At 33.5% G+C, this 23,484-nt stretch carries 15 protein-coding genes and 1 other RNA gene; 3 read left to right on the forward strand and 13 right to left on the reverse strand.

All coding sequences use genetic code 11. The annotated features are described in order from the left end of the window. Positions 1-526: 526 nt before the first annotated feature. Positions 527-1,741, forward strand: coding sequence for a serine hydrolase domain-containing protein (locus ACUN3A_RS02700; protein ID WP_445549814.1), 1,215 nt, complete (start codon positions 527-529; stop codon positions 1,739-1,741). A gap of 153 nt (positions 1,742-1,894) precedes the next feature. Continuing rightward, positions 1,895-2,291: a transfer-messenger RNA gene (ssrA, locus tag ACUN3A_RS02705) on the forward strand. Positions 2,292-2,449: 158 nt separating this feature from the next. Here the strand turns inward: ssrA and ACUN3A_RS02710 are convergent. From ACUN3A_RS02710 to ACUN3A_RS02730, 5 genes are all read right to left on the reverse strand, one after another. Continuing rightward, positions 2,450-3,025, reverse strand: coding sequence for a DUF4833 domain-containing protein (locus ACUN3A_RS02710; protein WP_445549815.1), 576 nt, complete (start codon positions 3,023-3,025; stop codon positions 2,450-2,452). A 17-nt stretch (positions 3,026-3,042) separates the two neighbouring features. Next, positions 3,043-3,474, reverse strand: a complete 432-nt coding sequence (locus ACUN3A_RS02715; protein ID WP_445549816.1) for a GtrA family protein — start codon at positions 3,472-3,474, stop codon at positions 3,043-3,045. A 1-nt stretch (position 3,475) separates the two neighbouring features. Then, positions 3,476-4,162, reverse strand: coding sequence for a CDP-alcohol phosphatidyltransferase family protein (locus ACUN3A_RS02720; protein WP_445549817.1), 687 nt, complete (start codon positions 4,160-4,162; stop codon positions 3,476-3,478). 127 nt (positions 4,163-4,289) lie between these two features. Further along, positions 4,290-5,096 carry a phytanoyl-CoA dioxygenase family protein gene (locus tag ACUN3A_RS02725; RefSeq protein ID WP_445549818.1) on the reverse strand — a complete coding sequence of 269 codons (807 nt, stop codon included), beginning with the start codon at positions 5,094-5,096 and terminating at the stop codon, positions 4,290-4,292. Between the two features lie 228 nt (positions 5,097-5,324). Then, positions 5,325-6,113: an SDR family NAD(P)-dependent oxidoreductase gene (locus tag ACUN3A_RS02730; protein ID WP_445549819.1), complete on the reverse strand. Its 789-nt coding sequence runs from the start codon at positions 6,111-6,113 to the stop codon at positions 5,325-5,327. A gap of 101 nt (positions 6,114-6,214) precedes the next feature. On the opposite strand from ACUN3A_RS02730, the gene ACUN3A_RS02735 reads away from it, so the two are divergent. Next, positions 6,215-6,868 carry a tetratricopeptide repeat protein gene (locus tag ACUN3A_RS02735; RefSeq protein WP_445549820.1) on the forward strand — a complete coding sequence of 218 codons (654 nt, stop codon included), beginning with the start codon at positions 6,215-6,217 and terminating at the stop codon, positions 6,866-6,868. A gap of 196 nt (positions 6,869-7,064) precedes the next feature. Here ACUN3A_RS02735 and ACUN3A_RS02740 read toward each other — a convergent pair whose 3' ends face one another. From ACUN3A_RS02740 to ACUN3A_RS02775, 8 genes are all read right to left on the reverse strand, one after another. Next, a complete protein-coding gene (locus ACUN3A_RS02740; protein ID WP_445549821.1) occupies positions 7,065-8,504 on the reverse strand; it encodes a glycoside hydrolase family 28 protein in 1,440 nt (479 codons plus the stop codon). Between the two features lie 35 nt (positions 8,505-8,539). Continuing rightward, positions 8,540-10,099, reverse strand: coding sequence for a glycoside hydrolase family 28 protein (locus tag ACUN3A_RS02745; protein ID WP_445549822.1), 1,560 nt, complete (start codon positions 10,097-10,099; stop codon positions 8,540-8,542). Between the two features lie 27 nt (positions 10,100-10,126). Beyond that, positions 10,127-11,764 (reverse strand): sodium/sugar symporter, encoded by a 1,638-nt coding sequence (locus tag ACUN3A_RS02750; protein ID WP_445549823.1) that lies wholly within the window; start codon positions 11,762-11,764, stop codon positions 10,127-10,129. Between the two features lie 114 nt (positions 11,765-11,878). Beyond that, on the reverse strand, positions 11,879-13,027 hold the full coding sequence (locus tag ACUN3A_RS02755) for an acyltransferase family protein (protein WP_445549824.1): 1,149 nt from the start codon (positions 13,025-13,027) through the stop codon (positions 11,879-11,881). Between the two features lie 170 nt (positions 13,028-13,197). Then, positions 13,198-16,344 carry a glycoside hydrolase family 2 TIM barrel-domain containing protein gene (locus tag ACUN3A_RS02760; protein ID WP_445549825.1) on the reverse strand — a complete coding sequence of 1,049 codons (3,147 nt, stop codon included), beginning with the start codon at positions 16,342-16,344 and terminating at the stop codon, positions 13,198-13,200. 224 nt (positions 16,345-16,568) lie between these two features. Next, a complete protein-coding gene (locus ACUN3A_RS02765; protein WP_445549826.1) occupies positions 16,569-17,441 on the reverse strand; it encodes an inositol oxygenase family protein in 873 nt (290 codons plus the stop codon). A gap of 121 nt (positions 17,442-17,562) precedes the next feature. Next, the gene (locus ACUN3A_RS02770; RefSeq protein WP_445549827.1) at positions 17,563-21,600 is read right to left on the reverse strand and encodes a hybrid sensor histidine kinase/response regulator transcription factor; all 4,038 of its coding nucleotides are present in this window, start codon (positions 21,598-21,600) and stop codon (positions 17,563-17,565) included. 56 nt (positions 21,601-21,656) lie between these two features. Then, the gene (locus tag ACUN3A_RS02775) at positions 21,657-23,483 is read right to left on the reverse strand and encodes a metallophosphoesterase family protein (RefSeq protein ID WP_445549828.1); all 1,827 of its coding nucleotides are present in this window, start codon (positions 23,481-23,483) and stop codon (positions 21,657-21,659) included. Position 23,484 lies beyond the last annotated feature (1 nt).

Raw genomic sequence — 23,484 nt, forward strand, 5'->3', positions numbered from 1 at the left:
TACTTATCAAACATTTAAAAACAATCAATAAAACCAATAATTTTATCGTCTAAAAACAGAATATTATAATTTAATATGTATTTTTTTATGAAAAAAATAATTCAAAATCAGACTAACCTAATTCTCATAATCTAATTCTAAAGGAGGCAATTGAAATGTGTCCCAAAATAAAGACTATCTACCCTTTTTAGCCCTAATAGAAGCTGCGAGCTGGAATTTAGTCGACAGCTGTAGTCGATATTTTCTGACAAAGCCTGTTCATTCACTCCTTAAAATATTTATTTTCAAGTGCGGATTATGACAATTTGATCCTTTTCTATGCGAATTAAAATCATTTAGAAAATGCAAGCGATGCTCTTATCAAGAATATTGCTATTAAATTCTTATCTTTAACGAGACCGAATATGTGATTTTATATTGGTGGTCAAACAGATAGCAACTGCTTTCAAAAAAAAGTTAAATTTTAAAAAAAACTGTAAATCAAAAGTTTTTGTTTCTATATATTTGCTTTTCTAGCCCTTCGAAAATGAATTTAATAAAAAAAACACCTCTACTATATTTAATGCTCCTAGCTGTGGCATTAATTTCCTGCAAGCAAGAATCTACAACTAAGGAAAATGACGAACAAGAAATAAAAGACGCAGACCTTCCCAAAAACGTTTTACCGAAAATGAAACCGATGGGTAAAGAAACGCCGCTTACCGCAGATTATGTAGCTGAAAAAAAACGTCAAATAGAAACATTTTACAGAAAAAATTGGCCGAACAATAGTATGAACGGCAGTTTTTTAGTAGCAAAAAATGGTCAGATTATTTTTGAAAAATATGAAGGTTATTCCAACTTAAGAGATAAAACACCAATAACAGATACCACTTCAATTCATATTGCATCGGTTAGTAAAGTTCTTACTGCTACGGCTGTGTTAAAACTAGTCAATGCAAAAAGAATAAATTTGGATCAAAAAGTAACTGACTTTCTGCCTACATTTCCTTATCCGTTGGTTACCATAAGAATGCTATTATGTCATAGAAGTGGTATGCGTAGCTATGCCTATTTTACCGATCGTGATAAAAGCGTTTGGGACAGACATAATACCCTGACCAATCAAGATATTTTGACTATTATGGGGACCAAAAACATTGGATTAGAGCAAAAAACTGGTACTCGATTTGCCTATTGCAATACTAATTATGCCATGCTTGCTTTAGTCATCGAAAAAGTAACAAAGCTTTCTTATAGAGATGCAATGGCTCAAATTATTTTCAAACCGTTAGGAATGACACATACTTTTGTTTTGGATTTTGATAAAGACAAACATCATGTAGCACCATCTTATAAAGCCAATAGGGTTGAAATTGGGATTGATTATCTGGACAAAATATATGGTGACAAAAATATCTACTCTACTCCTAGAGATTTATTAAAATTTGACAGAGCAAGAAATTCTCCTGCCTTTTTGGAACCTGAATTATTAGCGCAAGTATACACAGGTTATAGCAACGAAAGAAAAGGCACTAAAAATTATGGATTGGGTATTCGAATGATTAATTGGGAAAATGGTAAAAACTTTTATTTCCACAATGGTTGGTGGCATGGTTTTACGTCTTCATATATTCCGTTGAAAGATGAAAATGTTACTATAATTGCTTTGTCTAATAAAATGAATAAAAGTACTTATGCTGTTCGAAAACTGTCTGTTATATTTGGTGATTACCCGTTTAAAGTAGCAGATACTGAGTAAAATTTATTTCAAATTGCTATTGATTTTTGAAATTGATATTGTTATTATATTTTAATATTGATTTTTAAAATTCCTGTCGTATCTTTGCAGTCCGATTTAAGATTCTGCAATCTGCAATCTGCAATCTGCAATCTGCAATCTAAAATAAAAAATGGGGTCGACTGGTTTTGACAGCAAGTCGAATTGGAAAGTAAGCACGTCGAGAACTGGGATAATTCTCGTAAATAAAAGGTCTCAAACATTTTACACGGCGAAGGAAACTACGCTCTTGCTGCATAATCTGAATCATAGTAAGATTAGCCTCGTCCTACCAGGTAGGAAAGCAGGATTTACCTCGAAAGCTTTGGTTTATAGCGGTCGATTAAGGTAAATCGTAAATTTAAACCTAGATTTCCACAAGCTTCGGGTGGATTTCGAAACTAAAGAAGCTAAGCAAAGAGCGGTTGTTTCTGACCTAACTCCAAGTCGAAAATCTATTCAGAAAATAAACGTGTAGAAAGCTCTTTAATTGCTTGTTTGGACCCGGGTTCGATTCCCGGCGATTCCACAAAAAAGTCTTGTAAATCAACTGATTCACAAGACTTTTTTTTATTATTTTTAAGCGGGAATTTTCACAAATACAAACCGGCTGATTTTACTCTGTCGATTTGTAAAAGTATTAAATTTAGAAGATCAACCTTTAGTATATCCAACTATATAGCTATCTTATTACAATAACATTCTTTCAGTAATTGTTTTATTTGAGGAAGCATCAATTCCGGTAACTTCGGCATACTTTACATTTGGTAACCAAAAAGAACCTCCTTCAATGCGCACAAATATTTTTTCTACCTGTATTTTTTTCTGATTTAAATTTATAAAAACATGATATTTTTGATCTGAATCTATCTTTTTCAAGATTAAGGGTAACTTTTTATACGATACAAATTGAAACTCAAACTCCTCATTATTCAAGGTTTTACTTTCTATTCCGTATGCAAATTTGCGTTGTATATAACTAAAATCTTTTTTTTCTCCTTTCTCAGCATATCGAATCCAATATGCTTTTATAGGATTGCTTTTGTCTATTTTTCCATTTTCTTCGTAGTTTATGGCATAAATTGCAGTATTTATATTCGGATCTCGCTGAATGTAAAATAGCATATTATCTACGTTTTTAGGCGTTGGAAAATGTAATGGCGATGGATTTTTGGATTGCGCCAATAGATTTCCAGAAATTATATTTACTAAGATCGTTATAACGAATAGTAATTTTGTAAAATATTTAAATTGTAATTTATTCATAATGAAATATTTTTAAGCTAATTTGATTCGATGACATTCTGTTTCTCGTTTATCTTAAAAACCCAATATTTAATTAGTGGATAATTAAAACCATAAGAAACAAAACTATCTGTAATTAATCTTCCGATTCTATAATCGATTTGAAATACATTTTGTAAAATAAGCGTACCAAATGATTTTAAGGAAATGCTTCCCAATACAACAAACGTAAATTTAAAAAGCTGACTATTGATGTGGTTGCTATAACCCGATTGATTTTTAAATACCCAAAATCTATTGATGCTAAAATTGATAATGGCACCAACGGTTCCAGAGATTAGAATAGAAAAGGTAAAATGCAATTTGAATACTTCTGTCAATAAAATCATTAAACCATAATCTGTAATGCCTCCTAAAAATGCCGCAACTTGTGCTTGTAGAAAAATGAAAATGGATTTTTTCCTGAACATATCAGTCTTGGTTTTTATCTTTTAAATCACCTAACTTCAAAAGCTTTAAGCTGTCTATAACATTAATTATAAATAATATAACAGTGATTAAGCCAGCCAAATAGGTAATTGATCCATGAAATAAAACTTCTGCAATTAAAATTAAAGCAATAATAAATCTAAGTTCAGTTGGGCCAACAAAGCCAGAATCTATACTGTATTCATTTGTAATTTTGTAGCGTAACTGGCTGATGATAATAGACCAGCCATACAATGCGACAAAAGCAAAGGCTACTATTTGTGTGCCATTTTTAGCATAGATGTAGTAGCCAAAACCTATAAGTACAATACCAATCCAATCGGCAATAATGTCGAGTGCAAAACCATACCAACGGCGTGGAATATTTCTATAATATGCCAATCTTCCATCTAAAGAATCGCCTAACCAATTTATAACCAACCCGATAATTCCAAACAGCAAATACCAATTGGCGAAATAAGCACCTAAAACAAAAGCTAAAAAAACTAATCCAGAACCAAGTGTGCCAATTAATGTGAGTACGTTTGGCGAAATGAATTTAGGTACCTTTGGAAGCAAAAATACAATCGTTAACTGTTCTGCTTTTTTTAAAATATTAGTCCGCTTACGGTCTGAAAATGTTCTTTGTACAATTGTACTATAATCTGCAGTCTGTGTTTCTGTTCCCATTAATAGCCAAATTCCAGTTTTATAATTTTCAACTTTATTTTTCTTCGAGTATTTTTAAGAAAATCTGTTGTACTTTTTAGCTTACCTGATCTAACCAGATAACTATATGCGATGATAAACAGCATGATTACTTAACAATTCCAGCGAAACGTTGATAAAAAACCGTTGGACTATTCTCATCTTTAGGAGCATATTTTCCTGCTATAATTGGAACATAAATAACTCTCCTTCTGCTTTCTTCGCCACGGATAGATGATTCTGCAACTCTGTGCCACAAACGGCCGTCGTGAATGGTTAAATCTCCAGCTTCTGGATTGATGGAAACTTCCTGTGGATCGGGTTTATTATCTAAAAAGTACTTTTTACGGAAAAGCATTTGATAAACACTTTGCTTGTGAGTACCCGGAATGATTTTAAGTCCGCCGTTTTCGGGTTTTAAAGTGCTTAAATGGATACCCACATTTAGCATCGGGTTTAATTTTCCACCATAAAAAATATCTCTCAAACCATCTGTATGCCAGCCCATTTTAGTAAACTTACTTTCTGGCCCATTGATATAATGATTGAAAACCATTCCATCTTTTTCTTCAGTACCTAATCTTGCGCCATCGCCTGCCAATGGTAATAAACCATTAAATCTTGGATCAAGTAGAAGACCGCTTAAGGTTTGATGATGTTGGTTGATAAAAGCAAAACGCTGCACAATAGGAGACCCATCTAAATCTTTTCCAAATTTAATTGGAACACCATTTACTTTTTGAAGGTCATTGTCAATCAATTTTTGCTCCACTTGTTTCGAGGCATCAATGATTGATGAAACAGTTTCTGGATTTATAAATTTTTTGAAATGGATAAAACCATATTCGTTAAAAAAGTTAATCTGCTCAGCAGTTAATTGCTCAGTAAGGGTAAAAGTTTTATAAGAAGATACCATGATAAATATATTTAATAAATGAAATAATAATGTTTGTAATTTTATCTAAAGTGATTTGCAACAGCAACAACAGCAACACATTCGCATAGTGTTGGCGTGCATTCGATCTTTAGTAAAATTAAACTTATTTCTCATATTAGATATACTCTATAGAATTAGTAGATATTTATGCAAATGTAATATAATTTCTTTTTTTGCAAAGAATATTTTTTATTTTTTTTGAAAAAATTAAATTTTATAAATCCCTGCAGCCGTTTTTTCGATAAATGCCTTTGGTAGTATGCGATTGGCATAAACCGAAATGATATTTGTAAAACCTGGAATAACTTCTGATTTTTTGTTGAACATGGCTTTTACCGCAAGTTTTGCAACTTCATCAGGTTGCATATTAAACTTTTCGGCCATTTTGCTAAGAGCGTTTAAACCAGCTGTCGCAGCAAAACCAGTATCAACTGGGCCTGGACTAAAACAGGTTACTGAAATTGAAGTTTGGGCAAGTTCGAAACGCAAGGCACGGGTAAACGATAAAACAAAAGCCTTTGTTGCCGAATAAATAGCTAGCGTAGGTACAGCTTGGTATGCAGCAGTACTCGATATATTTAAAATGTAGGCGTGCTTTTCTTGTGAAAGTATGGGTACCAATAAATGTGAAAGTTCTACAACTACATTCATGTTAAGTTGCATCATGCCAAGCTGGTCGGTTAGAGAAGACTGACTAAAATCGCCCCACACACCATAACCTGCATTGTTAACTAAAAAGCCAACTGGATAGTTATTCCCTTTTATCCAATCGAATACTTTTAGCGATGCCCCATTTGTCGAAAGATCAATCGATAAAACAGCAGCATTGATGCCGTATTTAATTTGAAGATCATCAGATAGTGCTTTTAATTCCTCGCCACTTCTCGCCACAAGCAATAGTGGATAACCCTGTTTAGCCAATTCATAAGCAATAGATTTTCCAATGCCTTTGCTCGCGCCCGTAATTAAGGCATACGGTTTAGTTTTTTCGCTCATTTTATTAATTTAATGAGTCAAATATAAAGATTAATTGATTCTTATATATTAGCGCATTAAATAATATGTTGTGTATATTTATGAAAAATAAATTATTGCAAATGAAACCATTCAGATCCATTTTTTTAAAACTAAGCCTATCCTTAATTATTACTTTGGTATTGACCGTAAAAACTCAAGGACAAACTAAAGAAAATAAAAACTTCAAAGCTGGTATTGTAGCGGTTGATGCTAACAACATGCCCCTTGCTTACAAGGAATTTCTCACTGCAGCTAAAACAGGACATGCAGATTCTCAATTTAATGTGGCTGTGATGTATGAAAAAGGCATTGGAGTTAGCAAAAATGAACGCGAAGCAGTTGTTTGGTATAGTAAAGCAGCCGAGCAGGGAAATGCGGCTGCGCAATTTAATTTAGGCGTACTTTATGAAAATGGCAAGGGAACGACAGTTGATTTTGCAAAAGCAAATAAATGGTATCGAAAAGCCTCTGTGCAGGGAGACGGACTTGCTATTGGAAATTTGGGAATGCTATATATACGAGCTCAAGGCGTAAAAGAGAATAAGGTTGCTGGAGTAGCTCTACTCCTACTCTCTGCCAAAGTCGATCAATCACCTGAAAATAATGCTAGAAAAAACATTACAGGAACTCGCGGTTTAACAACGAATATGATTTCAGAAGCGCAAACACTTTCTGATAAAATGGGCAATGCCAAAAATTTATTGGTACCACTCGATCAATATTTGAAAAAATAAGAATCGACCAAACTTAAAAACGAGTTAACCGTAATACCCTTATCAATTATTTTTAACTGACTTCGATTCTATTAAACAAAAAAAGGGAAGATATTTAATGTCTCCCCTTTTTTCATATAAAACCAACAAAACAATTCACTTTCTTCCGACACTATTTAATTTGTATCGAAGCAATATTTTTCAAAATTGATAATCATTATTTTTTCACAGATTCATATTTATCTGGAAAAGCAGATTCTCCGTCTAAATTAGTCACTTTCAAAACATCAACATTTTTACTTTCAACAGCATATTTAAAATAATCCTGCTTGTTCTTTCCCCAAGTCACCGAACAATTCTGAACTTTTATATTTTCTGCGGTGTCAAAATAAAATCCCGAAGTGCTGCCTTTCACAAAACCATCCATTTTGGAAGGGCGACGATCATAAATTCCTCCAGGGAAAGTTGATGTTTTATCAATAGAAATATTGACTCCTTCAAAAACTATATTTTTGATTTTATCCTTCGATTCTCCGCTGACATAAACTCCGTTTTCACCGGTACATTGAATATTGGTAAAATAAATATTGCTTATCGCTCCCACTTTGCCTTCAGTAGCTCCTTTTGGAAAACGCCAGTTGGCGTCTTTATGGTTGCCGCTGGCACGACTGTAAGCCGTTACATAAATAGGTTCTGCTTTCCCCCACCAGGTATCTGTTGTTAATTTCCCTTCAATAATCATATTAGAAAAAATCACATCACTTACCGTTCCTTCATCACGATTTTGAATACCTACTCCACGATTGCTGTTTTTTATGATACAATTATTAAACAGCACCTGTTTGATAACATCCATATTTTCGGAACCAATTTTGATGGCGCAACTGCTACTAGTCATCGTACAATTGGTCACAACAATATTTTCACAAGAACCAAATTCTTCAAATTCTCTTCTGTTTTTTAGACAAATGCAATCATCACCGCTTTCGATATAACAATCGCTAATACGGACATTCTTGCTGTGATCAATGTCAATTCCATCACTATTACGAACTTTCAGGCTGTTCAACAAAGTGATTCCACTAATGACAACATCGTTGCAACCCACAAGATGAACCGTCCAATAGGCAGAATTCCCAATATGAACATCTTTTATTCGGATATTCTTCCCGCCTATAATGGTAAGCACATGAGGTCGCGGATCCAAGACATTAAAAGGCTTCAACACATAAGCATCTGCCTCTTCGGCTCCCATAAACGAAATTCCGTTTCCGTCAATTTTTCCGCTTCCGCTAATGGTAAAATTCTCGATGTTCTTGCCACCAATCCAAATGGTACCTTCTCCTTTGTTGGCACCAAAAGCACTTTCAGTGTATAATTTTTCATCTGGACTTGCTAAAATTTTAGCACCTCCCTCAATATGCAAATCCACATTTGATTTTACATTGAAAGGTCCCGTCAAAAAGGTAAATGGAGCTGGTATCAATACTTGTCCACCTGTTACACTGCAAGCATCAATGGCTTTTTGAATCGCAACGGCATCATTGGTTTTTCCGTCTCCTTTGGCTCCATATTTTTTGACATCATATACTTTTTGCGCTACAGTGGTCAATGAAATACAAAAAACGATCAGGGCTATTATAGATTTCTTTTTCATTTGTTTTTATTTATAAGGTCATACTCATCTAAATTTTATCTCGCAGGCAATTCAAACGTACTTTGTTTAGGTTCGCTTTTTCTTTTTAAAGCTTCCGTATCAAGAGTACTCGAAGAAACATCTTTAAAAATAATTTGATTGTTTTTATCTGAAGGAACAGCAATATTTCCCATTCGAAGTTCTTTTACATCATCAAAAACAAAAGCCGGACGAAAATCTTCTTTTTCAAGAGTCAATTTTATATTCTTCATTTGAATGCCATTCACGTGGCGAACATAAAATCCCCAAGATGGCAACTCTCCAAACATGGTGAATTCTGGATACCCTTTCACATTTTCCAACACGTCTTTTAAACGCCACAAAGGCAAATAAGCCATTCCTTTGGAGGCTCTTCCCGGATACGTAATTTCAATGTTCTCTAAAGTTACGTTTTCTATCGAATGTCCCGGTATTCCGGCAATCGAAGCTGGGAAAGGATTATGGAAATAATCTACTTCTGGCCCACGCAAATCATAATCAATATCTGGTCGTCCAAAAGCGATTTGGGCTTTTACATTTTTAATGGATACATTTTTAATATAGCCCGGTTTATCTCCATTTCTATGACCCAATCGAATTAAAATCGCATTTCCTGTATTTACGGCAGTGATATCCGAAACGGTAATATTTTCAATTTCGGCACCATCCACAGATTCAATGGCAATCGCCGATCTGAAAGTGTCAAAAACGGTAATATTTTCGATTATTATGTTTTTAAAACTGCCAAAAGAACCTGTCCCAAATTTTATCGCGCATGAACTCGACCGAATCGAACAATTGGCTATGTAATAATTATTGTTGTACAATCCTGGAGAATCTGACTTTAAACAAATACCATCATCGGCAGCATTGATATCGCAATTGGTAATCCTTACATTTTCGCAGCCGTCTAAATCAATTCCGTCATTATTCCAATACGCACGGCTATTCACATTAACGTAGTCAATAACTATATTTTTTGATTTTCGAAAAGAAAACACCCAGCCCGAACTGTTTTTCAACAACACATCTGTCACTTTAACCGAATCACATTCCGAAATAAAAATCAATTTTCCCCTGCCATCGCTTGGGCGAAGTCTTCTATAATTATAATTTGGATCGATTCGTACTCCCGTATGGTGCAAACTGTCAACTGCCAAAGCCAATTCTCTTCCTTGTCCATCAATAATTCCTTTTCCTGTTATCGAAATATTTTTTTGAGCATGAGCAATTATCAAAGCTCGGGCATCATTGTACTTTGGATAATCATCTGGATTTATACTTCCCAATAACGTTGTCCCGTTTTCAAAAAACAACTCAACATTGCTTTTCAAAACAATGCTGCCTGTTAAAAAAACACCTTTCGAAAAAACAATTCTTCCACCTTTATTTTTATTCGCGGCATCAATTGCTTTTTGAATAGCTTTAGTATTTAATGTTTTGCCATCTCCCACAGCCCCAAAAGCCGTGACCAAATAATCTTTCCGTTTATTGGCATACATTTCCACACTAAAACTTAATTGGAAAAGAAAAAGCAAAATGATACAACCTCTAAAAAATCTTTTATAATTACTCATCATCATTTTATTTAATCAATTTAAATACTACCAAAAAACAGTATATAAAGCTATTAATATTCCGCAAATTAGGAACGATCCAATGACAAACTCTGAGGACACTTTAAATAGTGCGGTATCAACTTCAATTTTATGTTCTTCATGTTGCTTAATAGGTTCAGGCTTCAAGAGACTAATTGTCATCATCAGAGCTACTATTATAAAAAAAGCAATAGTCATTCTGTCTAAAAAAGGATAATCAGGAAAAGCACCATCGGTCCACATAGGCAGAAGCTTTAATACTGCTGCGATAGGCACAGTCAGCAATGCTCCGGCAAGTCCAGCTTGGGCGGTTGTTTTTTTCCAAAACATTCCCAGTAAAAAAATGGCAAGAACTCCTGGTGAAAAGAAACCAACATACTCCTGTATAAATTGATACGCTTGATCCAATGATTTTAATGCCGGAGCAACAAGGGCCGCAATAACCATACAAACTACTACACATAATCTTCCGGTAATCACCAATTTTCTTTCGGATGCGTTTCTATTAAAATATTTTTTATAAATGTCTAAAGAAAAAATAGTCGAAATACTATTCGCTTTACCTGCCAATGAAGCTACAATTGCTGCTGTTAAAGCTGCCAAAGCCACTCCTTTTAACCCAGCAGGCAATAAATTCATCAATGTTGGATAGGCATGATCGGGTTTTAAAGTTCCTACTGCATCTACCATTTCCTGTTGAAACATTCCGTTTTGGTGCATTACATACATGGCAATACCTGGTAAAACGGCAATAATTGGAACCATTAATTTTAAAAAAGCAGCAAACAAAATTCCTTTACGGGCCGTTTTTAAATCAGCACCCAAAGTTCGTTGAACAATATATTGATTACAACCCCAATACGCCAGATTATTAATAAGCATACCACCAATAATCACTGACATTCCAGGTAATTCTGCGTAATGAGGATTCGATTTATCAAATATCATATGCAAATGATCTGGCGCTTCTTTACCAATAATAGAAAGTCCTTTAATAATATCTTTTCCAAATCCAAACTGTTCTGACAACAACGTTAACGATAAATAAGTAGTAACCAAACCTCCCAGAATCAATACGATAACCTGAAACATATCGGTATATCCAATTACCTTCATTCCACCTAAAGTAACGATGATAGAGAAAAAACTCAGTCCTATAATACAAGCCTCAAAGCTGATAGGTGCAATAGAAGAAATAGCCAAAGCCCCTAAATAAATAATGGAAGTAAGATTGACAAAAACATAAATCAACAGCCAAATTATAGCCATTATAGTACTCACAGTATCATTATACCTTTTTGCCAAAAATTGTGGCATCGTAAATATTTTGTTTTTTAGATATACCGGAATAATAAATACAGCCACTAAAATTAGTGTTGCTGCCGACATCCACTCATAAGAAGCAATAGCCAATCCGAGTGCAAATCCAGAACCGCTCATCCCAATAAAATGTTCCGCCGAAATATTAGAGGCTATTAATGATGCTCCAATAGCCCACCAGGTAAGTGAACCCTCGGCCAAAAAATATTCTTGAGAGCTGGTAGATGCATTTTTTTTACTTCTATAAATATACATCCCATAGGCGGTAACAATGATAAAGTAAATAATAAAAACAATGTAATCAGCAAGTTGTAATGTATTCATAATTCGGTTGGTTTATTTTTAGTTAATAGGTGTGAAAATTTGGTTGTTGGTTATTGGTTGTTGGTTTTTCGGGTTGTTGTTTTGGAAATTCTTAATTCATTTCTAGGTTCAATATTAAACTTTCAAAAACCATTTTCTTTTGTATAGAAAATAAAGTAAAAGGAGTTGTACAAACGTTACTGATATGGTTGTAAACACAGGTTGCCAGATAATCGGAAACATTTTGATAGCTCCGCCAAATAAAAATTCTGCTGTATATTTAAAATTCACTAATCCTTCGGACGCCATATAAATCAGAATAGAATTGGAACCGATTAATAATAAAGGGAATGCCCATTTATGATAACCCAATACATCAATGAGTAGATAAAAAAAGGTAAAAAACAAAATACTAAATCCACCCACATAACACACAAAAGAACTGGTCCACAAACGTTTATTAATTGGGAAACTATAATTCCAAAGCATTCCAATACCAATCAAAACAATTGCTGAAGCGACCAGTATCAGTAATTTTTTATTAGTCGAAAAAGCATTCGCGTAGCTTTTCAAAAAGGTTCCTAAAAACATTCCCAACAAAGCGGTGGCAACCGCTGGTATAGTCGAGAACAAACCTTCGGGATCATATACTTTGCTGTGTATTCTCCCTGGCAAAAACTGTTGGTCAATATAGCTTGAAAAAGAGCCTTCTGGCGTTAAAATACCAGCTCCAAAATTTGGAACTGGTACTAACTTCATAACTAAAAAATAACCAACCAAAATGCCCACGAACCAAAGCACTTGTTTCTTTAAATCAAAATTTAAATAGATAATCCCGGCAAAAAACCAAGCCAGTCCAATGCGTCCTAATACACTCGCAAAACGGGTTTGTTCATAGCCATCAAATCGCAATAAGCCATTGACTATAAATCCCAAAATCAATAAAATACACGTCCTTTTCAACATGGATCCGTATATTTTTCGTTTTTCGGTAGATGGCAATTCCATAGGAGTCTTTACTCCTGCATTACTCATTTTCTTTTCGAAAGAATAAGGCATCGAAACCCCGGCAACGAACAAAAATATGGGAAATATCATATCGTAAAACGTAATTCCGTTCCAGTCTGTATGATGCATTTGTGATGACATCCAGATAAAAACTGGAATAGGCATTGCCTTTGCCAAAGCATGGACTATATGTTCTCCACTCATAATCCAAAACATCACAAAACCTCTTAGAGCATCCAAAGAAACTAATCTTCCATTTGTATTAGTAGTACTCATATTTTACTTATTTAAAAGCATATTGCAACTATTGGTTCCTCTTGATGAGTACCAATTCTTTTTAATGATATTTTTTTCGTTAATAAGGTAAGCCAATACAATCGCTTGGGGAAGCGATTGTATGACTTGGGGAAATAGCATAACTACAAGGGGAATATGCTACTTATTTTTTATTCTATCGGTTTTATGACAAATCCGTAGCTGTATTCATTTTGTTTCAATAAATACGGTTCATGCGGTAATTCTCCCCAACTATTATCTCCTCCTAATCCACGTTGGGCCAAATCAACACAAACTACCACTTCATTTCTAGGTGTAATGTCGCTCAGGTGCCTATTCATTTTTGTTAAACCGGCATCAAAATCACTTGGATAATTATTCAAAGTACTCATGCATAAAGGCTGCAATCCTTTTATTTCAAATCCTTTACCATTATTATTTGAAAGTGTAAACCAACGAATATCCGTTTTATATCCATTTTCCTGCGGACGTGTATAAGGCACATATTGATCGGCTACTTTGCTTTGATAAATTCCTTTGAGCGACGATTCGTTTCTATCCGAATAATTTTCCCAAGGTCCTCTTCCATAATAATCAAGATTTTCCAACGAGTTTTTAAGAGAGAAAATCATTCCAAAACGGGGCATATCAGGCAAGGGAGCATTTCCTTTTTTATAGGAAGGCAACACTTCTAAAGCTCCGTCATTACGCAACGCATATTTGATAGTATACTCAGAAAAAACATCATTAAGCTTCATTTTGGCCACTACATAACTTTTCCCATTTTCCTCAATGACTTGAATATTTTCTAAGGTGGTATTTTTTCCAGCTGTACGCCAAATATTGTTTTTTACATTCATTTTGTTTCCAAAATCATTGTCTGTTGGCGCTCTCCAAAAATTAGGTTCTGGATATTGTTTAAAATATTCTTCTCCGTTTAAAGTATATTTTGAAATCAATCCTGTTGTTTTACTAATCTTAACGACAACATTTGAAGCGCTTAAAACAAATTCATTTTTCTCCTCTTTAATGTTTGAAGCCGATTTTACTTGTTCTGCTTTCGCAAAATAGTTTTCGCTTTCAATAACAAATTGTTCTCTGGCAATTTCAAAATTTTGAGGCAACAACTCAGAACCTGTTTTCGTATAAGCAAAAACATTTAATAAATATTCTACACCTGCTTTTGATGGTAATTTTGGCAAATCAATTTTAAACTGTTTTTTTGATTTCGGATTCAGAACAACGTCAATTGTACCTTCTTTGATACTTTTTCCGTTTTCTAAAATTTGATATCTAAAGTGGTATTTATTCAAATTTGTAAATCCGAAATCATTTATTATTTCAATTACTCCGTTTTTAATATCAACAGGTTCAAATAAAATATCCTGATACACTTTTTTTACTTCAAAAGCTCCTGGATGTGGTGTTCTATCTGGCCAAACCAATCCGTTATGGCAAAAATTTTCATCATTGGTATAATTTTGGCTTCCCAAATCACCTCCATACGCCCAATATTTGCGACCTGTTTCGTCTTTCATTTCAAATCCCTGATCTACCCAATCCCAAATAAAACCGCCCTGCATATTTTTACTGCCTCGGATAATATCCCAATATTCCTGAAAATTTCCGCTGCTGTTCCCCATGGCATGCGAGTATTCACACATGATAAAAGGACGAGTAACTTCTTTACGCGAAGCATATTCCTTCATGTATTCAATTTTTGGATACATCGGACAAACAATATCGGTGTTTTCGTTTTCTTTGGCCTGTTCAAATTGAACCAATCGGGTATTGTCTCTCTTTTTTATCCATTTGTAAGCATCATGAAACACAGGTCCGTTGGCACTTTCATTACCTAATGACCAAAGGATTACTGAAGGCGCGTTTTTGTCCCTTTCGACCAAACTGTAAATTCTATCCATGTGAGCAGCATGCCATTCCGGAAGATGACCCGGATTCGTTTTTGGATTCATCCAAATTAGAGGCTGTCCTTCTACTCCCATTCCGTGACTTTCAATATTGGCTTCATCAACTAAAAAGATACCGTATTTATTACACAATTTTACCCACAATATGTTATTTGGATAGTGACTGCAACGCACCGAATTGATATTCAGTTGTTTCATCAATTTGATATCTTTCATCATCGTGGCTTCATCTTGATAATGCCCAGTTACAGGATTATGCTCGTGAATATTTACACCATGAACCATTAATCTTACTCCGTTTACCAATAATTGTCCGCCTTTCAATTCTACTTTTCTGAATCCAATTTCAGTAGAAACAGTTTCTATTATACTGCCATTTTTACTTTTTAATGTAAGAAGCAATGTGTATAAATTTGGTGCTTCACTGCTCCATAATTTAGGATTAGCTACATTTTGAGAGAAATTAATTGTTTGAATTTTATTTGCCGAAAAATTTACGTTTACCTCTTTAGTAAAAATGGTTGCACCTGAAGCATCTACCAATTTGGCCACCACTTTTTGGTTATTAACGGCAACAGAACTCAAGTTTTTCAGATTAACTTCTACATTCAAACTTCCGTTTTTGTAATTGGAATCCAAATCAGGTTTTGCAAAAAAATCGGCAATACGAATGTCATTGGTACTGTACAAATAAACGTTTCTGTCAATCCCTGAAAGTCTCCAAAAATCCTGATCTTCCAGATAAGAACCATCACTCCATCTGTAAACTTCTACAGCTAAATTATTTTTTCCTGCTTTTACATATTTTGTAATATCAAATTCTGCAGGGCTTTTGGTGTTTTCCGTATAACCTACTTTTTCTCCATTAACCCAAATATACATAGCCGATGTTCCTGCTTCAAAATGAAGATAAATGTGACGTTTATCCCAATTTTCGGGCATAACAAAATCTTTTTTATAAGACCCTACAGGATTATCTGAATGATTGATAAAAGGAGGATTTTTCTCAAATGGATACGTAATATTGGTATAAATTGGAATACCGTAGCCCTTCAATTCCCAGTTTGAAGGCACTGCAATTTCTTTCCAATTTATAGTACTATAATCTACTTTATAGAAATCTTTTGGACGCTCATCTGGTGTTGGCGACCAGGAGAATTTCCAATTCCCATTCAACGAAAAATACCAAGGCGAACTAGTATAATTATCTCTTATTGCTGATGCTTCATCTGCATAAGGAAGGAATGAAGCTCGCGCAGGTTCTCTATTAATCTGAAATACCTCTGGGTTTTCCCAATCATTTCTACTGTTTTTTTCTTGACCAAAAACAGTTATCCCATACATTACAAACAGGCAAAATAAAAGTACTCTAGTTCTAATTTTCTTCATGTATTAATCTGGTTATCTTCCAAATAGGAATTTTTAAACTGTATCATTTTAATTCAGCAAAACTATTTTAACCAGAACCCATTTATTTCATTATTAAAGGCTATAAAAACGTCTAAAAGCCAATAAAAATGGTACACTAATTAACTTAATTAAATGGGTTCTTAGTTAAGATTGCTCTTGCAACAATCAATATAAGCACATTATAAAAAATAATGACTTAAATTTTAAAAACTAAGTTTTTCTGGCAAATACTTGGCTACTAATTCTTTATAATAAGGCAACAGTGCTTTTACATCTGGTTTAACCGGTGCCTTTGTGTATAAATCGTATGGATTAAATTTTTTGACCCATTCGAACATTTCTACATCTTTCTCATTCATTAAATGAGCATAGGCATTTTCTCTATGCTGTGAGTAAAATGAATGGTATCTAATCATGTATAATGCTGGTTCTGGCAAGTAATCTTTCATGATTTGGTACAAATACTCATCATGTCCCCAACTCATTTTTACTTTATCAAAACCACAATTTTCGGTATAAACACCCAATTTGGTATTGAATTTTTCATTTGTATAATCTGGATTTTCTTTAAAGAATTCTGGATATACTATCTTATCTGAATAGGCACAACCAACAGGGAAAGTATCTCCCACTACTGCCCATTGCGGTTCTCCAAACAGGCATAAAACTTTTCCAAGATCATGTATAAAACCGGTAAGTACAAACCAATCTGGATGACCATCAGCTCTAATTGCTTCCGAAGTTTGCAAAAGATGTTGCGTTTGATCTAAATCAATATCTGGATCACTATCATCAACAAGGGTATTTAAAAAATCTACCGCTTCCCAAAGTGACATTCTTTTTTTATTAAACTGCAAAAACTCCTCCTCCTTGCTACATACAAAATCATAAGTTTGGTACGTATGATTCATTCTGTAAAATTCTTTAACTGTTTCTACTCTTTCTGAATCAACATAATTTCTAAACTCTTCTTTTTCTTTTGTGTTTTCTGCTGGATCTGGATAACGTATTAATAAATCATCTTCCCATTCGTCCAAATTATGCAATGGATTATCTGTGTCTATTATCTTTTTCATGCTATTTAAATTAAAAATTACAAGACAAAAATAGAATTACAAATAGAAAATGAAATGGATTAATTCATCAAAAACATGGATAGATTTGAATTACACTATTGATTTATATCACTTTAAAGAATTAGCCATTAATTAATTTGCTTGGCGGAAACCCAAACTGCTTTTTAAAACAACGACTAAAATATAACGGATCATTAAATCCTACTAACTCCGTAACTTCAGAAACATTATATCTTTTTGTTTTTAAAAGTTGAGCCGCTTTTTTCAAACGTATGGTTCTAATAAATTCATTTGGGGCCAAATCGGTAAGCTCTTTAATTTTTCGATATAATTTTGAAGAACTAACGCCTAATTTATCGCATAGGAATTCTGTTGATAATTCTAATTCACTCAAATTATCATTTATTAAAGCTGTAATTTTTGTCATAAACTCTTCATCAATAGGAGAATGCGTCAATAAACCAACCTTGCTTTCTACTTCACCAGAGAATTTTTCCTTTAATTCTAATCTTGATTTAATGATGTTTTCTATAACCGTTTTAAGCAACGAAGGCTCAAAAGGTTTTACGAGATACCCATCTGCGCCAATACCATATCCTTTTACCTTATCTTCATTTTCAGAAAGTGCCGTTAATAAAACAACTGGAATGTGGCTGATAAACTCATCCTTTTTTAATTCCGAACAAAATTCGAGTCCATCCATAACAGGCATCATAACATCTGCAACACATAGAATTGGTTTAATTTGTCTGCAAATTTTCAGTCCTTCCGCTCCGTTTTCTGCATCGTACACTTTATAGTAATCGGATAGATAATCAACTAAAAATTTTCTAAGTTCTGTATTATCTTCAACTACTAATATTTTTTGTTTTAAGTCAGTATTTTGAAGTATTTTCTTTATCGGCTTTTCAGGGATAGACATACTTTGATTATCATTTTTTATAACATATTCGAATACTTCTTTATCAGTATAAAAAGTACGATCAATTGGAATTTCAACTGTAAATATACTTCCACTGCCAGGTTCACTTTCTACTTTAATATTTCCCTTATGAAGTGTCACCAATGACCTTACCAATGACAAACCAATTCCTGATCCTGTATTATGAGTTTTACTGCTGCTCACCTGATAAAAGCGTTTGAAGATTTTTTCCTGACTTTTTAAAGGAATTCCAATTCCGTTATCGCTTACTTCAATAACCAATATATTTTCTTCGCCATCTTTTAATCGAATAAACAAATCTACATTACCGTATGTGTTGGTGAATTTTAAAGCATTAGATAAAAGATTGTATAGAATTTTATCATACTTGTCATTATCTACCCAACCAATTATATTTTCGTTTTCAGTATTAAAACCTAAAACAATATTTTTATTGAAAGCCAATTCCTTAAAAGAATCAAAGATATTTTTAGAATAAGACACAATATCTGTTTCTGAAGCTTTTAGTTTTAATTCTCCCGCCTGAGCTCTTCTAAAATCGAGTACTTGATTAACCAAGTTTAACATTCTACTCGCATTTTGATGAATCAGATTGTACCTGCTCTTTTGATAGTCACTTGCATTTCCTTCCTCCATTAATTGTTTGGCAGGCCCCAAAATTAGAGTCAAAGGTGTTCTTAACTCATGAGAGATATTGGTAAAAAAACGAAGCTTTTCATTATTTAGCTTAATATCTTGTTCCCGATTTATTTTTTCAGTTAGTAATTCTTGTTTTAATCTAATACGGTTTCTAATCTCTTTTCTAACAAAATAGAAAATCACAAATAATAGTACCATAAATAGTAATAATGCTACAGGTGTCAACCAAAAAGGAGGCAGAATAACTATTTCATAAGAAACTATCTTGCTCCAATGCCCGTCACTATTGCTTGATTTTATTTTAAAAATATATTTACCCGGAAAAAGATTGGTATATTGAACGGTTCTCGAATTACTATTGGTGGTGATCCAATTCTTATCAAAACCTTCCAACATATATTGAAACTTATTAAGCTTTTCATTTGTAAAAGAGGGAGTAGAAAACTGAAGCGAGAAATCACGGTTTTTATAACTCAACTCTACCTTTTTGCCGTAATTTATATCATTTAAAAGCGGTACTTGTCCGTTAATTTCCATTTCAGGAAAAACCTCGTCATTCTGAATTTTAAATTCGGTAATAAACGGTTCAGGCGACCACTTATTTCTTTTCATGGTTTGTGGAGAAAATGAAATAACACCATTTTTACCACCCAGAAAAATAGTAGAATTATTAAAATTAAAAAAACCACTTGAGCTAAAAACATCCAGCCTATTACCACTGTTTACATGGTAAATATTAATATCCTTAAAATCCGATTTTACCCAGGCAATACTATTGTTATTAATATTTAGCCATAAATTTCCTTTTGCGTCGGACAACATATCGGTAATCCAGGTACCAGAGATTTCTTTAAAGTTTTTTATTGTCGAAAAAGTGTTGCTTTTAGGATTGTACAAGCATAATCCAAAACGTGTAGAAGCCCATATTTTACCCTTTTTGTCGATCATAATATCACTGACATTATCTTCGTTGGGAATACCGTTTTCTCTTTTAGAAAGTGATTTATACGTTTCTATTTTACCTGATATTGGATTGTATTTCACAACACCTGTTTCGGTTGCAAACCACACATTATTTTGAGCATCTTTTTCAATGGCATTTATCTGAAAACCAGGCAGTAATTTTCCTTTCGAAGTCTGTACTTCTAACGTTTTTGTATTCAAAATAACCGCTCCTTCTCCAAAAGAACCTACCATCATCGATTGATCTCCAATTTTATTAAAAGCAAATATTGGCGAGGTATCAAAACCCAGATTGATTTCTTTTGATGAATTACTACTATAATTATACACTAGCATTTTCCCATCCCAAAGACCACAATAAAAGATTTTGCCGTCTTCAGAATAGATACTGGATATATCGATGGATTTATTATACAGAGGCAGAAATCCTTTTGCACTTGAAATAAAAAGTCCGTTATGACTGGTTGCTACAATTACTTTTCCATCGTACGTTTTAGAGAATCCTCTAATACGCGGTGCCTGATTACCTATGTAGCGTGAAATCTCTTTATTAAGTGTGAATTGGTTTTCGTAAGGATCAAACTTGTCCAGACCGTCTTCTGTACCAATCCATAAAACACCTGCGCGATCAAAATACAAAGCCGAAACCAGATTATCAACGATAGAAGTGTCATCTGATAATATAGAATAATACCATTTATAATCGCCTTTTTGAATATCTTCTAATTGCTTGCAGACCAACAATCCTCCTAAAGTTCCTACCCAATATTTACCATCAGGAGCTTGGGCAACAGATAAAAAATACGGTCCTAAATTGCCTCTGATATCTTTGTTTTCAATATATAAATTTACAAATTGATCGTTTTTTTTATCTAATTTATAAAGACCTTTTCGCGTTCCCACAAAAATATCGGCTTTAGCATCTTCATAAATAAAATTGACATATGGATTTTTTTCATTAGAATAAGGAACCGAGAGCGTATAATTATTCATTTTTACGATTGTTCCTTTACTGTCTAATGTTATTTTGGCAACAGATCCTTTATCATAACTCCCTATCCAAATGTTTCCTTTTTTGTCTTCAAAAATTTCTTTTACATAAGCAAAATCCTTAATCGGAATCTTTTCAAATCTATTTTCTTCCAAATAAAACAGATAAGCTCCCTGATTTTTAGTCCCTACCCAAACCCTTTTGAATTTATCTACATATACCGATCTTATTTCTCCTTCGGGCAAACTGTTTGGGTCATTTTTTTTAGGCAAAAAAGTCACAAACACATGCGTATCCATTTTAAAGAGTGTCAAACCTTTTCGGGTACCTATCCATAAATGGTTCGAAGCTTCATCTAATTCTAATGCTGTGATGTCATCATTGTACAATCTATTATTACCCGGTGAGGAACTCATATAGTTTTTAAACTGATACCCGTCAAAACGATTCAGTCCAGAGAACGTTCCAAACCATAAAAACCCTTTTTTGTCCTGTACAATATGTCTAATTGAATTGTGGGACAACCCATTATTGTCATTATAATGATCAAATTTAATATTCTGAGAATGAGAATAATAAAAAGTGACTAAACAAAATAATAATATAAAGGGATTTGGTTTCATATAAGGAATTAAATAAGCAATTTACGATTTTTTGAGCTAAGAAACTTTAAGGGTCGCTAAGAATTTATTCGGTCTATCTGGTGAGTGGTTAAATTTATTTTGAAATGATTTGCTGGTTGTCCATTCATTGTTTTTAAAACAATTTTTGACCATAAAACCAACTTCTCATCATTCGATTTTTCGAGCTGTTCACAAACCATTTGGTATTGTTTTAACCTATCGCCACCAATCTCTGGAATAGCTAATTCATCAGCATTTTTTAATCTGTAAAAATCGAATATCATGTCAAAACCTGTCCATAATTCAAAATCTTTGATAGTTAAATTATTCGATAATAATTCGTTGTTAATTTCTAAAGTGTTTTTGTTGATTTGTAATAAATCCTTACCCGAAAGTTTTAGAATAGACCCTAAAAAATCAACTGGAAAATCTTCTGGTAAGAACCGAAGACGCACCAATTCTTTCAGATGCCATTGGGTGAATTCTTCATAATCTTTGGCTTTCAAAATGTCTTTATTCCAAATATTTGGGCTTTTTATATTTTGCAAATGGGCATATTCTTCTTCATAAAAAGGAAACAAGCTATTAAACTTTGGAACCGAACCCACCACAATCGTTTCTACCTCAACTTCAGAATTAGAATAAATAGTCAATATCTTATAAGCGGGCATATACGCTGCCAATGATGGCGTTTGAATATTAAACAACGTATTGCCTTTGACAGTTGTTCGAACCCCTGTATCATTGATATGCATGTGTCCGCCAAAATGAATTTGGATACCTGCATCGGCAAATATTTGGGCAACTTCTTCATTGGGAACTCTGTCTAGCTGCATTTTATTGGAACCAAATAACAATTTCAATTCAGGTGAAGCATCATCATTAAAATCAACCATTGGGTAATGGCTAAATGCAATCAATATTTTTCCTTTTTGTTTTGCTTCCGCAGAAACCTTTTTTATCCAATCTATTAAATGACTCTTATATTTTAGCACATTATTATAACCAATGCTTGCTCCAGAAAAATCATTCGGATTATTCAATAAACCTGATAACTTTTGATTTGGAACATACGCGTTGGCATCTATTGCTAAAAGCCAAACTCCTTTTATTGGCTCAACTAAATAACTGGCATCGGGAAGAGATAAATTGGTATTTTTAATAGTATAAGTTCTTTTTTCTAAAGGAGATTCGGCTAAGGCTTTATCAAAATTGTAGTTTTCATAATTATAATCTGAAAAAGGAGTTTGCCAATACAAATAATTCTTTTTTGGATAAAAACCAAAATCGGCCATTTCATATAAAGTCTCTTTGTACCCCCCATTTTTTATATCAGATGTGATGATAGGTTCTAATTGGTTTTCCTTTTTAATCAAGGTTTTAGAACTGCTGATAATTTGCTCTTTACCATCTTTCCCTAAAAAATCGGTTTTGGTAGCTTCCTCAGAAAAGGGTTTAACGGCGTCATGATTTCCAGTTGTCACAAAAAATGACATGCCGTACTTTTTGGAATATTCGTTAAGTATTTTTTTTAATCCTCGAACATGTATTGGTTGCCCATCATCGCTAAAATCACCGGGAAGGACTACTTGTGTAATTCCTCTTTTTACAATATCATCTAAAGCTGCTAAAAAGGCAAAATAATTTTCATTAAAAATTCTCGTGGAATGCAATTGCGAATTCATCGTTCTGATATTCGCATATTTGCCTGTCACTGGATTTTTAATTCCTTGGTAATTATTATCTTCAAATTTTGGGAAAATATCTTGTAAATGAACATCGGCAATGAAAGCAATTTGCAAAGGAGCTTTCCTTTCTTTTTGTTGCGATTTACAGGCACTAAAAGAGAGTAATAGCGCTATTAAAGCCGATATTCTTAACATG

Source organism: Flavobacterium sp. WC2509, from assembly GCF_052683105.1.